Source organism: Kitasatospora sp. NPDC003701 (assembly GCF_053587085.1).
Genome location: NZ_JBSFNM010000060.1, coordinates 12193 through 27675, shown reverse-complemented (window position 1 = coordinate 27675; position 15483 = coordinate 12193). Strand labels below are relative to the sequence as shown.

Sequence of the window (15483 nt, the reverse complement as noted above, 5' to 3'; positions counted from 1 at the left end):
GGAGCCTTGCGGCCCGGCGCCGGTGCGGGCGCCCGCCCGGTCGACGACCCGGTCGGCGACGGCCTTCCCGTTGCGGCCGGGGCGGGTGCTGCCGAGGATCACGGCGATCCTGAGGGTGTTCACGAGTGGCTCCTCGCTCAGGCCAGCCCGAGCTGGGCGGCGATGACGGAGCCCTCCGCGTAGCAGTCGAACCGCTTGATCTTGCCGTCGACCAGCTCGAACACGTCGCAGCACGGGGCGTCCATCCGCCTGCCGGTCGGCGGAATCGTGCCCGAGGGCAGTTCGAGCGGCCCCAGGTGGGTCCCCTGCAGGCGCAGCTGCACGATGACCACGTCGCCGGTCACGTAGAACCGGCCGAGTTCACGGTGCATGTCGGGGAACGCCTTCGCGTAGACCTCGACGGTCTTCCCCAACTCGGCCGCGCCCCGGTAGGTGAACGGGATGGACTCGTCGGTGAAGGTCCCGTCCTCGGTGAAGGCGGCGACCCACCCGGCGACGTCCTTGTCCTCGGCGGCCTGGTAGGCGTTGCGAATGATCTTCTCGTTGTCCAGTGACATGTCGGTTCTCCTGATCCGTGCCACGTGAAGGTGACGAGGCGGCGCCCGGAGTGGCGCCCTTCACGTATTCACTTTAACCTTCAAGTCACTCGGGCGCACTAGGTTCAGGACGACGTCATCTTTGGTGCGGTCCAGGGGCCGACGAGTGCAGGCTGCAACTTGACGGGTCAAGCCATCGGCGCGTGGGTGAGCCGGTCCGCTGCAGGATGCGCTCGGCGCCCTGGCCGGGCTGGCGCAGCCGCCCGCCGGGGCAGGACGGCGGCCGGTGGCCGCACACGAACGCCTCCCGGGCGGGGCCGACGGATCCCGTTGCGGATCCAGGGTCAGTCGGAAGGCGGGTCGGACCCCGCCGGGAGACGCTCACGGACGTCCTCGGCGTCAGAAGGCGACGATGCCTTCGCCACCGGCTCCGCCCGGCACGGTCCGGGAGCCCAGCGGGGTGAGTGATCCGTCGTCGTTGACGGCGAACTCGTCGACGATGCCGTTGACCCCGGTCTGGGCGTAGAGGTAGTGCCCGTCGGAGGAGACCGCGGCGTCGACGGTGCCGGGATTCGTCGGCGTGTTGCCCAGGGCGGTCAGCCGGCGGCCGTGGTCGGAGGTCCGGAAGCCGCTGAGGGTCGAGCTGCCCGCGTTGGAGGCGTAGAGCAGGTCGCGGACGGCGACGATCCAGCAGGTGGCGGACTGGCCGGTGGGCGCGAACGCCTCCTGCGAGGCGGTGCCGTCCGGGTGGACGGCGAACGTCGCGACGGCGTTCGTCCCGGCCTCGGCCAGGAACAGGCCGTGCCCGCCGTTGGGGACGAACGCGAACGGCACGGCGCCCGGCAGGTTCGTGACGACGGGCGAGTCGGCGGGGGCGCCGGAGTGGTCCAGGTTGAAGACCAGGAGGTTGCTGCCGTTCGCCTTGGTGGTGACGACGAGCTGGGACCCGTCGCCGGTGAAGCCCACCTGCCCGGGGGTGTTGGTGAACTGGGGCGTGGCGTCCGGGTCGAGCCCCAGGCAGCGGTTCCAATCGGCCCGCTCGTCCAGACGGCCGTCGTGGACGGTGTAGCCCTGGATCGAGCCGCCGTCCAGGGCGTTGAGCACGTACACGACGTCGTCGTGCACGGCGACGCTGACCGGGAAGCGGCCGCCGGAGCCGACGACCTGCCGCAGGGCGAGGCGGTCGCCGTCCACGGAGAACACGGAGACGGTGTCGCTGCCGGCGTTGACGGCGTACAGCAGGGCGTGGCGCGGGTCGTAGGTCAGGGACCCCTGGGAGGCGAGGTGGTCGGCGACCGACCCGGCGAGGACGCCGCCGAGGCCGTGGGTGTCGTAGGCGGCCGTCTGGGCGAGCTGCCCGTCGTCCGCGCGGTGGTAGGCGATGATCCGGTTGCCCGCGGGGTCGTCGGTCTGGACGAAGACCGCGTGGTGGCCGCCGAGGGGGTGTTCGCCGCCGCCGCGTGCCGCCGCGGACACGGACGGAGCGCATACGGCGGCTGTGGCGAGCGCGGTCGCGACGGCCACGCCGATTCGGGTGATCTTCTGCACGATGTTCTTCCTCCATGGGGACCGGTGTCGACGTCTCGCCGGAGGCCTGCGTCTCTGGTCGAGCCGGGTTCGGGCAGCATGGCCACGAGTGGAGACGGGGTGGACGAGGGGTGTGGTCGGGTACCGGCGATGCCGACGGGCCTGGCCGGCCGCCCGTGCTCCGCCCCTCGCCGACACGGTATGTGACGATCCGTCAGAAACCGTGGAAATGCTCTGCCGCGGCATCGCCGCGCCGCGTGTGGCGGTCGCTCGTCCCGTCATGCCTGCTCACGCGCGCAAACCGGTGCGGCGCCGCGCAGCCGCTCCCAGCCGGCCGATGCGCTGCCGGTCGGTGCCGACCGCCCTGCCGGTGGTGCCCAGGGCCGGCCCAGGCCCGGCCGTGCTGCTGTCACAGGAGGAGGACGGCGACGGTGGTGGCGAGGAGAAGCGGGGGCGAGCGGGCCCGGGAGGTGCGGGCGGCGATCGCGGTCAGACTGCGGGGACGGTGGTGGTGGCGTCCAGTGCCGAGCGCGGCGTGATGGGGTGAGCGGGGTTCCGGCTCGGGGAGCGGTGGAGGTCCGAGGTGACCCGTCACGTCGGCGGCTGCCGGCCGCAGCGGCTGCGGCAACTCGGCCGAGCGCTCGCTCCGGAGGGGTGGCCGATGCCGCCGGCGGGACTCCGTTCGTGGGCACCTGGTCAGCTGTTCGGTTCCGGGCGGTTGCGCACGCCGGTGGCGGCTGCGCAGGTTGATTCCGTCAGTGATTCGCTGACGAACGAATCGATCGAGCGAAGGAATCCGGACACCATGAAGCACATAGGGGCCCGCAGGCGGCTGGCCGCCGCGGTGGTACTGCTCGCCGCGGCGGGAACGCTCGCGCAGACCGGTACGGCACAGGCGGCGCCACGGGCGGCGGGGCAGTGCGGCGGCAACGTCGCGGACTACACCTACCCGGCGCGGGCGTTCCAGTTCGACGGCGCGATCAGCAAGTGGCTCGGGGTGTCGGCCGTCCGGTTCAACGACGACATGTCGCTGACCGTGACGTCGAACACCGCGGACTCGACGGTCTCCGGTGGGTGGGAGCTGCACGATCCGAACGGGCCGAACGAGGCGAAGGCCGGGGTGGTGACCTTCTACACCACGGTCTCGCCCCCCGTGCAGGGGGACGGGGTGGCCAGCATCTACTGGTACGTCGGGTACCCGAACTGCAACCCGACCACCGCGGACCCGGCGAAGAAGCTCTTCCAGATCATCGGGGACGTGCAGACGCAGCCGGTCTACGAGGACGGCAGTTACGGTCCGTTGAGCAAGATCAACGGTTTCCAGGCCGATCGCTGAGCCCGGCAGTCGGTGGAGTCGCGGGCCGGTTCCGGGAGTTCGCGCCCCGGGCGGGGTTGCCGGGGCCGGCCCGTGGCGTCACCTCGGTGGGGCGGGGGTGCCGAGGGGGTCAGATCCTGCGCTCCTCCGCACACGGTCGGGGGACGGCGGTCGGGCGAACGGCGTCGACGGCCAGGCGGTGGTGCGGCGGGCCCGACGGACCGCCGGTGGCGGCAACAGGCCGCGTACCGCCCCGATTCGTTGTCGGACCTTCGCCGTTGGGCGTCCTCGACTAGAGTCGGGCCATTGATCCGCACGGGAGGGGGCCGCCGGGATGGCACGTGCTGACGGGCACACGGAGCACTCCGGGGACACGTTCGCCGCAGAGCTGCGGCGGTTGCGACAGCGGGCGCGGCTCACGCTGGAGGCACTGGCGGAGTCCTCCGGGATCAGCGTCCGGGCGATCGGCGGGCTGGAGCGGGGGCACAGCCTGGGGCCGCAGCGCAGGACGGTCACGGCGCTGGCTGACGGGCTGGGGCTGGGGGAGGCGGACCGGGTCCGTCTGGAGCGGCTCGCGGAGGCCGGGCGTCCGCGGCCGGTGACCGCACCGGCCGGCTGGTGCGTTCCGCCCCGGGAGCTCCCGGATTTCGCGGGGCGGGAGCCTGAGTTGGCCCGTCTCGCCTCGCTGGCGACGGCGGGCTCAGGGGTGCCGGTCTCGGTGCTGTCCGGCCCGGGCGGCGTCGGCAAGACCACCCTCGCGGTGCGGGCCGCGCGGCTGATCGCCGACTCGCGCGGTCTCGACGTGCTCTACGTCAACCTGCGCGGGCTGGATCCCGAGCCGTTGGGGGCGCACGCGGCGCTGTTCCGTCTGCTCAAGGCGCTGGCAGTCGCGGACCGGGACATCCACGACGAGGTCGACGGCCGGTCCGGGCAGTTCCGCACGCTGTTCGAGCAGCATCCCGCCGTCCTGATCCTGGACAACGCCCGGGACGAGGAGCAGGTGCGTCCCTTGCTTCCCGGCACGGGGGCGGGGCTCGTGCTGGTGACCAGCCGTCGACTGCTGACCGGGCTGGAGGGCGTCCACCGGCTGCCGGTGCCGACACTGGAGGCCACGGAGGGGCGGCGGCTGCTGGCGTCGATCATCGGTGACGTCGACGGCCCGCGCGGCGAGGGCCTCGACGAACTGGTCGCGGTGTGCGGCGGGCTGCCGCTGGCGCTGCGCATCGTCGGCAACCGGCTGGCCACCCGACCGGCTTGGACCGCAAGGGAGTTGGCAAACCGGCTGGCCGACTCCGGACGGCGTCTGGAGCAGATCCGGGCCGGCGACCTGCAGATCACGGCGGCGTTCCGGATGTCGTTCGACCAGCTGAGCATGGCGGCCCGGTGCCTGTGCCGCCGGCTCGCTCTGGTCCCGGGCCCGGACTTCGACGTGGCCCTGGCCTCGGTCCTGGGCGGAGCACGGCCGCCGCGGGCCGCGGAGCTGCTGGACACCGAGGACGTGCTGGAGGAACTGCACGAGCTGGGACTGCTGTCCCAGTCCGACGACGGCCGGTACGGGTTCCACGACCTGATCCGGCTGTTCGCCGCCGAGCGCCTCGCGGCGGAGGAGGACCCGGCCGAGCGCGCGGCCCTGACGCGGACGATGGTCGAATGGCTGCTGGAGGTGACGGCCGCCGCCGGTCTGTGGTTCGACCCCGATCACGGTGCCGAGCCGGTGCACTGGCGGCATCCGGTGGACCTGTCCACCTCGGAGGCGGCTGCGTCCTGGCTGCGGGCGGAGTCCGACAACTGGTTCGGCGCGGTCCGCATCGCCGCCGCGCAGGGCTGGGACCACCTCGCCGTCGAGACCGCGGACGCGGTGCACTGGTTCTCCAACCACTGGATGCTGTGGGCCCATTGGCGCGAGCTGTTCACGCTGTCCGCCGCGGCCGCGGAGCGGGCCGGTGACCCGGTCGCGCACGCGACGCAGCTGTACAACCTGTCCTGGGCCACGGCCCAGCACGGCGAGACCGAGCAGGCCGTGGCGTCCGCTCTCGAGGCGGCGCGGATCGCCGAACAGGCCGGCGCGGAACGTCAGCAGGCCTGGGCCCTGTACTTCGCGGCGCGGGCGCTCACGACCACCGATCCCGCCGCCTCGCTGCCGTACGCCCAGCAGTCGGAGCGGCTGTTCGCCCGGGTCGGCGACTGGACGGGCCGCACCAGCGTGCTGATGTCGGTGGCCGTCACGCAGCTGAGCCTCGGTGAACCCGGCGCGGCGATCGAGCAGCTCCAGGTGGGACTCGAGATCGCCCGCCGCCCGCCGGCGGGCGAGGCCTGGCAGACCGTCGCCGACGTTCTGCTGACCTCCGGTCACTTCTACCTGGCCACGGCGCACCAGGCGGTCCAGCAGTACGACCTGGCCGAGGCGGCCTACCGGACCGCCGCCGACAACGCCGCCCGCACCGGCATGACACTCCACCAGGGCCGCGTCCAGCTGAAGCTGGCCCAGCTCCAGCACCAGCAGGGCCGGCTCACCGAGGCCACCTCGACCTTGGAGGCGGCGCGAGAGCGGTTCACCGCGGCGGACGCCACCGCGGAGATCGCGGCGACGGAGGAGCTGCTGAAGGCATGGAGCGGCACGGACGGCGGCTGAGGCGCCCCCGCCCCGCGCTGCCACGCGGGCCCGCCCCGCCCTGCGCTGCCACGCGGCCCCGCCCCGGGGCGAAGGCCCTAGCGGACCGGAGGTCCCGCCTGCTCCAGTGCGTCGCGGAGGGCGGCCCGACTGGTGATCCCGAGTTTGGGGAAGACCTGGTAGAGGTGGGTGGAGACGGTGCGGGGCGACAGGCCGAGCTGGACGCCGATCTGCTTGTTGGAGAGTCCTCGGGCGGCGAGGCGGGCGATCTCCCACTGCTGGGGAGTCAGCAGGCCGCGCTCCCCGGTGCCGCGGGCCGGTGCACCGCAGGCGCGCAGTTCGGCCCGGGCGCGGACGGCCCAGGGCGCGGCACCGAGCCAGTCGAAGGTCTCGACCGCAGCGGTGAGGAGGTCCCGGGCCCGGGCAGGTGCCTTGGTGCGGCGCAGCCGTTCGCCGTAGTAGAGACGGATCCGCGCCTGTTCGAACGGCCAGCGCCCGGTGCCGTCGACCGCCAGCGCCTCCCGGTACCGGGACACGGCCTCGCCGTCGTCCTCGGCGGCGAGGCCGGCCGCGGCGAGCACCACCATCTCCAGCCGCGGCGAGGCGGTGTGCAGGCCTGCGGCCCGCGCGGCGGCCACCTGGCTCAGCGCCTGCTCGCGCCGCCCGGTGCGCACCGCGGCCTCGGCGGCGTCCAGGAAGACCCACAGGGCCTGCCCGACGAACGGAGCCAGCGTCCCCGGCGCGGAGATGACGGCCAAGTGCCGGTACGCCTGCTCGAATTCGCCCCGCGTCAGGGCGATCGTGGCCCGGACCTGTGCGGCGTACCGGCGTACGGCCTCGGCCCGCCGGGCACCGGCCCACTGGTCCATCCGGTCGGCAAGACGGCGGGCCGCGTCGAACTCGCCACAGGCTGCGGAGACGCAGCCGAGGGTGAACGTCGCCGTCCACGACCGCAACGGGTGGTCGAACTCCTCGCACAGGTCCAGTGCCTCCCGGCACAGGCGGCGCGCCTGCGGCCACTGTCCGGAGAACCACGCTTGGCTGCTCAGCAGGGACAGGGCCTGGATCGCCGGGAGGATGTTGTCGCCCCTGCTGCCACCGGCCGCCATCCGGCGCAGCGGCTCGTCGACCAGATTCAGGCGGTCGCCGTAGGCGCAGGCCGTGGCCACCTTCAGGATCCGGACCGGATCGCGCTCGCCGGTCAGCGCCGCGGCGGCGACGTCGAGCCGCTCCCAGTCCGCCCTCCGGGCCCGCACCGGGTCCCCGAACACGGTCCGCATCAGGTGGAGGGTGTCCGGGACCGGGTCGAGACCGGCCGCCAACGCATCGAACTCCGCCCACAGTTCGGGGCGCCCTCCGAACACGCAGACCATGAGCAGGACCGCGAGCGCCTCCGGCACGGCCGCGTCGGGGTGGTGGGCCGACCGCCGCTGCTGGGTGATGGCCCCGCCGAGCAGCCGGAAGGCCGTGTCGACGTCGCCGTGGCTGTTGAGCAGGAACACCGAGGCGGCCATCGCCGCAGGCAGTGAGTCGGCCTCGGGGTCGGCCCGGCGGGCGTCCTCCAGCAGGTGGGGGACCTCCCGCAGGATCCCGGTCAGGCTGGCTCCGACGTAGGCCGCCTTGGCCAGCAGACGGGCCCGTTCCGCTCCGGTCGGGCTCAGTTCGGCGGCGCGCACCAGGGCCCCCGCCGCGTTCGGCCCGTCGCCCCGGCGGGCGCTGACCTCGGCGGCCTCCTCCAGCAGGGCCGCGATCTCCGGGTCGGGTTCGATCGAGGCCCTCGCCAGGTGCCAGGCCCGCTGCTCGGGCACGCCGATCCACGCCTCGGCCAGCGCGCGGTGGACGCTGCGCCGCTGATCGCTGGCCGCCAGGTCGACCACGGCCGAGCGGATGAGCGAGTGCCGGAAGGCCAGCCGGCCGGTGGCGTCGTCGATGTGGACCAGTTGCACGCGCTCGGCCGGCGCCAGGTGCTTGAGGCCGCAGCGGCCGGCCACGGCGCGCCGCACGACCTGCAGGTTGCCGCTGCCCTCCAGCGCCGCGACCAGCAGCAGGTGCCTGGTGGGGGCCGGCAGGGTCTCGATGCGGGCGGCGAAGGCCGCCTGCAGCCGCTGGGTCAGCGGGATGCGCTGCGGCAACGGCGCCGCCGCGGTGCGCTGCGGGTCGGTGAGGGCGGCGGGGAGCTCCAGCAGGGCCAGCGGATTCCCCTCGGCATCGGCGATCAGCCGGCGCCGGACCCGCGCGGCCAGCGCCGGGAACCGGTGGGTGAGCAGTTCCTCGGAGTCGGCCGGGCTCAGCGGGCTCAGTTCGTGGACCGGCAGGCCGACGTGGTCGAAGAAGCTCTCCTCCCCCGGTCTGGCGGCGCACACCAACCCCGTGCCGGTCCCGGCGAGCCGGCGTGCGACCCGTTCCAGGACGGCGGCGCTGGAGCGGTCGAACCACTGCACGTCGTCGAGCACCAGCAGGCCGGGCCGGACGGTGGACAGGCTCTTGAGCAGCAGGACCACGGCCTCGGCGACCGTGTCGGGGCCGTGGGCGATCCCCGGTTCGAGCCCCAGCGCCGCGGCCAGGACCGGTGCCCCGGTCACGGCGTCGCGCAGCTCGGGCGTGGCCGTCAGCAGCAGCGCCAGGACCGAGTAGCGGGCCTGGGCGCGGTACTGGACGCCGGTGGCCCGCAGCACCCGCAGCCCGCGGGCTGTTGCCCCGGCGGCCGCGGCGCCCAGCAGGGCCGTCTTGCCCACACCGGGCTCGCCCAGCAGCACCACGGATCCACCCGTATCCGGGATACCGGCGATGAAGTCGTCGAACCGCGCCAGGTCCGGCGACCGGCCGACCAGTGTCCCGTGCGGAGTGTCGGGTGTCGTGCCCGGGGCCGATTCGTCGAGCATGGTGCCGTGCCTCCACCGCAGGTGTTCGGGATGCCTTCATTGAAGTCGTCGGACAGGTCGGCGAGCCAGGCAGAACCACGGGCAAAAGTGCCGTGGCGCATCGTCAGTACGCGACGCCACTACGTCAGATGACGGGAGCGGAGCCGGTGTCGGCGCTCGTACCGTCACAGGCGGGACCGGATGTCCGGCCCCGCACAGGATTGGAGGAGCGATGGACCAGACCCGCGGCAGTGTCGTACTCGTTCACGGAGGCTTCGTGGACGGCTCCGGGTGGCAAGGCGTCTACGACGTGCTGAAGGCCGACGGCTATCACGTGGCCGTCGTCCAGAACCCCACCCTCTCCCTGGAGGGTGACGTGGCCACCACCCACCAGGTGATCGAGGGCGTGCCCGGTCCCGTCACCCTGGTCGGGCATTCCTACGGTGGCGCGGTCATCACCGAGGCCGGCACGCACGAGAAGGTGGCGGCACTGGTCTACATCGCCGCGTTCGCCCCCGACAAGGGCGAGTCGGTCGCCACCCTGATCGCCGACCCTGCGCCCGGTGCCCCGGTGCCGCCGATCCTGCCGCCGGTCGACGGCTTCCTGTTCCTGGACCGGGACAGGTTCCCCGAGTCCTTCGCCGGCGACCTGCCGACGGCACAGGCCCGCTTCATGGCCGACTCCCAGGTCCCCTGGGGCGTGGACGCCCTCAACGGCGCGGTGTCCCAGCCGGCCTGGCGCTTCAAGCCGTCCTGGTACCTGGTCGCCGCCGACGACCGCATGATCCCGCCGCCGGCCCAGCACGCGATGGCCGAGCGGATCGGTGCCACCACCGTCGAGGCACCCGGCAGCCACTCGGTCTACCTCTCCCAGGTCGCGGCCACCGCCGACGTGATCAAGAAGGCCGCGCGCGGCTGACCCCGGCCCGGCGGTCCCCCGATCCGACGTGACCATCGGATCCAAGGTGACCCCCCGATCCGACGTGACCAGCCGATCCAACGTGACCCCCCCGATCCAACGTGACAAGGAGTCCCATGAGTACGGAGTTTTCCCGCCGCACGATGCTCGCCGCAGGAGCGGCGCTGGCCGGATCGGCCGCGCTGACGGCAGGTGCCGGAGGGACGGCCGCCGCCGCGGCCCCGAGCGGCCCCGATGAGAGGAAGCCCGGGGTGAAACCCACCATCGTCCTGGTGCACGGCGGCTACGCCGACTCCTCCTGCTGGAACGCCACCATCGGCGAGCTGCAGCACAAGGGCTACACCACCATCTGCGGAGCCAACCCGCTGCGCGGCATCCCGACCGACGCCCCCTACATCGCCAGCCTGCTGGACAGCATCACCGGACCGGTCGTGCTGGTCGCCCACTCCATGGGCGGAACGGTCATCACCAACGCAGCCGCCGGGAAGGCGAACGTCAAGGCCCTGGTGTACGTCGCCGCGTTCGTGCCCGACGTGGGCGAGACGCAGGGCGAGCTCATCGGGAAGTTCCCCGGCAGCGAGGTCCTTCCGGTGAGTGTCCCGGTGCCGTACACCAAGGCCGACGGCACGACCGGGACCGACTTCTACCTCGGCAAGAACGGCCAGGCCGCCTTCGCCGCCGACATCTCCGCGGCCGAGTTCCGGATCCTCCAGGCCACGCAGCGGCCGTTCGACGCCGACTCCTTCACCTTCCCGACGACGGCCGCGGCCTGGCGGACGATCCCGTCCTGGGGCCTGGTCGCCGGCCGCGACAAGGCGATCCCGCCCGCCTGCGAGCGCTGGATGTACGCCCGTGCCAACGCCCGCAAGGTCGTCGAGGTGCCGACCTCCTCCCACGTCGTGATGCTCAGCCACCCCAGGATCGTCGCCGGCCTCATCGACGACGCCGCCAGGGCGATCGGCTGACCCGTCAGCGAGCCGCAGGGGCGGCCACCGCCGTTCCCTCCGCAGGCCGGCACCGAGCCGGCCTGCGGAGGGACAGCCGCAGCGAAGCGGCGGCAGCCGCCGACGGGGCCGGGGGTGAACCCAAGGGGTCTGTCCGGGCGGTTCGACGGGGGAGAGGAAGGCCCGGGTGGTGCGGCTGGCGATCGCGGTCAGGCTGCGGGGACGGTGTTGGTGGCGTCCAGGGCCGAGCGCAGCGTGCGGGCCAGGGCCACACCGTCGTCGAGCGCCCAGAAGTGGGCGAAGAAGAGGCGGGGGTCTTCCGTGAGGCCGTGGTTGTGGAGCTCGACGATGTCGATCCCGCCGCGCCGCAGCGCTTTCAGTACGTTCTGGACCTCGCCGGCGGTCATGGCGAAGTCGCCGTTGACCGCGGCCCGGCCGTTGCCGACCGGCTGGAAGCTGATGAGGGTGGTCATGCCCGTGGCCGGGGGCAGGACGCGTCCGTGGTCGGTGACCGTTTCCCGGCGGTTGAAGGTGAACCGGTGGATTCCGCTGTCGTTGAGGCCTTTCGCGTTCAGCGCGTCCTCGATGGCGGCGGTGTCCAGGTCGACCTCCGGCTGCGAGACGGCCGGTGCGGTGGAGGGCGTCGTCGTGACGGCCAGCGCGGCTCTCACGCCGCGGGCCAGGGCCAGGGGGTCGAGCGCGTGTCCGTGGAAGTGGGCCCACCACATGGTCGGCTCGTGGGCGAGCAGGTGCTTGTGGACCGCGGTCAGCTCCAGCCCGCCCGCGTGCAGCGCGTCGACGGCGGGCTGCAGTTCGGCCTCGGTGACCGACAGGCTGCCCATCAGCAGTGTCCCGCCGTCCTCGTAGCGGGTGAACGCGGCGTAGGAGCCCACCAACAGCCGGACGCCGTAGGTGGTCACCGGCAGTTCCTGGCGGGTGAAGCGCACGCGGTAGACCGATTCGTCCGCCATCGTGCCCGGCCGGCCCAGGAGATCGGCCACCCCGGTCCAGTCCGCCGCCGTCGTCGGCACCGACAGTACCGTCTGCCGCCGGGCGGGTTCCGCCGCGGCCGCCCTCGGAGCGGGTCCCATCAGCGCCGGCGCCGCGGCCGCCGCGGCCAGCAGCCGCCGACGTGACGGGTTGCCCCGGACATCCACCGCTCCCCGTGCCGGAACCCCGCTCACCAGATCAGCTCCTCCGCCAGACAGCCGGTCAGGACCATGAAACCGGGCGGGGCCGCCGAACCACTGAAGCGCCACGCCGTACCGGCCGCACCGGTGTCGGGGAACCCGAGGCGGGGCCGGGCCGGGCCGAGGACAACGTCCAGGGCGGCGACCCGGGGGAGAACGAGGCACAGCAGCGGTGACCGTCCACGGGCCCCAGTCGAACCCCTTGGACCGGGCCCGGCCGGGAACGGGCGGGAGCTGGTGGGCCCGGGAGGCGGATCAGTCGGTGCTCACCGGTACTCGGCGGGCCCGTCGTCGTCGGCATCGCGGTCTGCCCCTGCGGAGCCGAGACGGCTCATCTCCAGGAGACCGCAGAACGCCGCCCGCTGCACCCTCTCACCCGGCCGGGCCGGTCCGGTCCGCGCCCCTTCCTGCTCCAGAGGCCGGCGCGGGGCCCAGGGCGTCCACGGCGCCGCCCTACGGCCGGTGCGGCGAAGGGCGGGTGATCGGCCTGCTCGGCCTGTGGCTCGGGTGACCCTTGTTCTTGAATGGTCGCTCATGTATGTTCCTTCCATGCCCAGGCCCCGCGAGTTCGACCCCGACACCGTGCTCGACCAGGCGATGCTGCGGTTCTGGGAGCGCGGGTACCGGGCCACGTCCATCGAGGACCTGGTGAAGGCCACGGGGGTCAAGCCCGGCAGCATCTACAGCGCGTTCCCCGGCGGCAAGCACGCACTCTTCGTGAAGTCCCTGGAGCGCTACTCGAAGCTGGTCGTGCCGCAGAAGCTGGGCGAGCTGGCGGCGCCGGGCGCGTCGGTGGCGCAGGTGCGCGGCTACTTCGACGGGCTGGTGCGCGACCTGCTCAGCCCCGAAGGGCGCCAGGGCTGCCTCCTGGTCAACACGGCGATCGAGAACGCCGCCGAGGACGACGAGGCGGCGGCGGTCGTGCGCGGCCACCTGGCGCGGCTGGAGCAGTGCATGACCCACGCCCTGGAGAACGCCGTCCGCCGGGGTGAGGTGCGAGCCTCGCTGGATGCGGGGGGCAGCGCCAAGCTGCTGGTCGCGACCTGTCAGGGGCTCATGGTCGTCGGCAAGGCGAACCCCGACGAGGCGGTCCTGCGGGCGATCGTCGACAACGCGTTCGTCACACTCGCCTGACGGTACGACGATCGGGCCACCGTGGGCGGTGGCCCTTTCGTCGGCCCAATACTTGAATGACTACTCAAGAACGAGGTTCGGACATGAAGGCCATTGTCATCTCCACCCACGGCGGCCCCGAGGTGCTCACCGTCACCGAACTGCCCGACCCGGTGGCCGCGCCCGGCGAGATCCTCATCAGGGTCAAGGCGTTCGGCCTCAACCATGCCGAGGCGTACATGCGCAGCGGCGCCTGGGGCCCGGTGGCCGCCGTTCCGGGCATCGAGTGCGCCGGCCTGGTCGAGGCCGACCCCTCGGGTGAACTCCCCGTCGGAACGCGGGTGGTGGCGATACTCGGCGGGATGGGACGGACCCGCAACGGCAGCTACGCGGAACTGGTGAGCGTCCCCGCCACCAATGTGGTGGTCGTGAACTCGCGGCTGCCCTGGGCCGATCTGGCCGCGGTGCCCGAGGTGTACGCGACGGCGTACAGTGCCCTGCACGGCAACCTCGCCCTGCAGCCGGGCGAGACGCTGCTGGTCCGCGGTGCGACCTCCTCCCTCGGACAGGCGGCGGTCAACCTCGGCGTGCAGTACGGAGCGAGCGTGCTCGCCACGACCCGCAACCCGGTGCACGCGGTCCTGCTCAAGGAACTCGGGGCCGCCGACGTCCTGATCGACGACGGCCGGCTGGCGGTGGAGGTCGACCGGCGGGGCGTTGTCGTCGACGCGCTGCTCGACATCGTGGGCAACACCGTGCTGCGTGACTCGCTGGCCGCGGTCGGTCCGCGCGGGCGGGTCTGCCAGGCCGGCTTCCTCGGCGGATTCGCGCCGGTGGCGGACTTCGACCCGATCGCCGACCTGCCCAGCGGCGTCCGGCTGAGCTTCTTCGGCAGCGCCTTCGTCCTGGGAACCCCGGCATACCCCCTCTCGGACATCCCGTTGGACGCGATCTACGCCCAGGTCGAGGCCGGTGCCCTGAATGCCCGCCCCACCCGGGTCTTCCGGTTCGACGAGATCGTCGAGGCCCATCGGGTGATGGAGGCGGGCCGGGCCCTGGGAAAGATGGTCGTTACCCTCGACTGATTCGCTCGCGGACCCCGCGACACCCGGCAGGCGGGCGGGCGACCCGCCGGCCTGTCGGTCTGCCGGGTGTCGCGCCCGCGGTGCGGGGACGTTCGTGAAGCGTGAGGCCGGATCCTCCGGTGCCGGTGCGGGCAGGTGGCGACACAGGGTTCCCGGTCCGGCCGGCGCGCCACGCCAGGAGGCCGCGTTCCCCCGGTGACCACCGTCGGGGCCGGCGACGGGCCCCGCCAGCGGCAGGCGCGGCAGGAAGCGGGCTCCGGTGGGGGAGCCGGCGAGTTCGACGGTGCCCTGGTGGTGGGAAGACGTCGTCACGTGCTGGAACGTTCCAGCACGTGCTTGCCGAGTACCGCGCCTAGACTTCGCTGCTGTGACCAGCCGATCCGTGACCCTGCACGATGTTGCCCGCGCCGCCGGGGTGTCCAAGAGCACCGTCTCCAACGTGCTGGTCGGCTCCGGCCGGGTGGCCGAAGCGACCCGGGACCACGTGCGCGCCGTCGCCGCCGAGCTCGGTTACCGGCCCAACAGCGCCGCGCGCCGGCTGCGGCGGGCCAGCACCGGCGCCGTCGGCCTGCACCTGCCGAAGACCGCCACCAGGCTCGCCTACTACATGAACCTCGCGTTCGGCGCCGTCGAACGGGCCCAGCAGGACGGCCTGGACCTGGTGCTGCTGGCCCCCGACACCGGCTCGGCCGGCGGACTGGCCTCGCGGGTCGACGGCCTGCTCGTCATCGACCCCGAGGTCGGCGACCCCGTCGTACCGGCCCTGCTGGACGCGGGCGTCCCGGTCGTCACCGGAGAGCGCTACCTCGGCGCCGGCACGCCGCCGACCGGCTCGGTGGTCTGCGACAACGCGGCCTCCCTGACCGCTCTTCTCGACCACCTCCACGAGCGCGGCGCCCTGCGCCCCGCCCTGCTCGCCCCCGCCGCCGACTCCGACTGGGCCGCCGCCCTGCACGCCGCCGCGCTCGCCTGGGGCCGCCGGCACGAGGTCGACGTCGTGGTGCACACCGTCCCGTTCGCGGCCACCGTCGCCGAGGCGGAACAGGCCACCGCGGAACTGCTGTCCCGCCGGCCCGGCGTCGACGCGGTCGTCTGCGCGCCGGACGGAGCCTCACCTGGGGTGCTCCGGGCGGCGGCCACGGCCGGTCGGCGGGTCGGGACGGACCTGCTGGTGGCCTCGTGCGTCGACGGTGTCGTGGCGGCCGGCGCCCGGCCCGGCGTCACGGCGGTGGACCTGCGCCCGGCGGACTACGGCCGGGCCTGCGCGGAGCTGCTGAGCGACCTGCTGTCCGGCGCGGCGGAGCCGGGCACCGTACGCCACCACTCCTGGACGATCGAGGTGCGGGACTCCACCGCCGGGGCATGAGCACGGGCCCCGGCGG

General features: G+C 73.4%; 11 protein-coding genes. 7 read left to right on the top strand and 4 right to left on the bottom strand.

Annotated features, from left to right (window positions below; all coding sequences use genetic code 11):
• Positions 1-137: 137 nt before the first annotated feature.
• Entirely contained in the window at positions 138-557 is a 420-nt protein-coding gene (locus ACWDRR_RS36060) for a nuclear transport factor 2 family protein (protein WP_449776493.1), read from the bottom strand.
• A 378-nt stretch (positions 558-935) separates the two neighbouring features.
• Positions 936-2084 (bottom strand): lactonase family protein, encoded by a 1149-nt coding sequence (locus ACWDRR_RS36055; protein ID WP_449776492.1) that lies wholly within the window; start codon positions 2082-2084, stop codon positions 936-938.
• Between the two features lie 784 nt (positions 2085-2868).
• Here ACWDRR_RS36055 and ACWDRR_RS36050 point away from each other — a divergent pair.
• Together ACWDRR_RS36050 and ACWDRR_RS36045 are read left to right on the top strand one after the other, a co-directional pair.
• A complete protein-coding gene (locus ACWDRR_RS36050; RefSeq protein ID WP_449776491.1) occupies positions 2869-3399 on the top strand; it encodes a hypothetical protein in 531 nt (176 codons plus the stop codon).
• 313 nt (positions 3400-3712) lie between these two features.
• Positions 3713-6010: a helix-turn-helix domain-containing protein gene (locus ACWDRR_RS36045; RefSeq protein WP_449776490.1), complete on the top strand. Its 2298-nt coding sequence runs from the start codon at positions 3713-3715 to the stop codon at positions 6008-6010.
• Positions 6011-6087: 77 nt separating this feature from the next.
• On the opposite strand, the gene ACWDRR_RS36040 is transcribed toward ACWDRR_RS36045, so the two are convergent.
• Complete coding sequence (locus tag ACWDRR_RS36040; protein WP_449776489.1) at positions 6088-8871, bottom strand: helix-turn-helix transcriptional regulator; 2784 nt, start codon at positions 8869-8871, stop codon at positions 6088-6090.
• 211 nt (positions 8872-9082) lie between these two features.
• Here ACWDRR_RS36040 and ACWDRR_RS36035 point away from each other — a divergent pair, with 211 nt between their 5' ends.
• Entirely contained in the window at positions 9083-9769 is a 687-nt protein-coding gene (locus ACWDRR_RS36035) for an alpha/beta fold hydrolase (RefSeq protein WP_449776488.1), read from the top strand.
• 116 nt (positions 9770-9885) lie between these two features.
• Positions 9886-10734, top strand: a complete 849-nt coding sequence (locus tag ACWDRR_RS36030) for an alpha/beta fold hydrolase (RefSeq protein WP_449776487.1) — start codon at positions 9886-9888, stop codon at positions 10732-10734.
• Positions 10735-10922: 188 nt separating this feature from the next.
• Here the strand turns inward: ACWDRR_RS36030 and ACWDRR_RS36025 are convergent, their stop codons facing one another.
• Positions 10923-11744, bottom strand: coding sequence for a DUF1259 domain-containing protein (locus tag ACWDRR_RS36025; protein WP_449776486.1), 822 nt, complete (start codon positions 11742-11744; stop codon positions 10923-10925).
• Between the two features lie 708 nt (positions 11745-12452).
• On the opposite strand from ACWDRR_RS36025, the gene ACWDRR_RS36020 reads away from it, so the two are divergent.
• From ACWDRR_RS36020 to ACWDRR_RS36010, 3 genes are all read left to right on the top strand, one after another.
• Complete coding sequence (locus tag ACWDRR_RS36020; protein ID WP_449776485.1) at positions 12453-13037, top strand: TetR/AcrR family transcriptional regulator; 585 nt, start codon at positions 12453-12455, stop codon at positions 13035-13037.
• A gap of 83 nt (positions 13038-13120) precedes the next feature.
• A complete protein-coding gene (locus tag ACWDRR_RS36015) occupies positions 13121-14101 on the top strand; it encodes a zinc-binding dehydrogenase (RefSeq protein WP_449776484.1) in 981 nt (326 codons plus the stop codon).
• A 367-nt stretch (positions 14102-14468) separates the two neighbouring features.
• Positions 14469-15467, top strand: coding sequence for a LacI family DNA-binding transcriptional regulator (locus ACWDRR_RS36010; protein ID WP_449776483.1), 999 nt, complete (start codon positions 14469-14471; stop codon positions 15465-15467).
• The last annotated feature ends 16 nt before the right edge of the window (positions 15468-15483 follow it).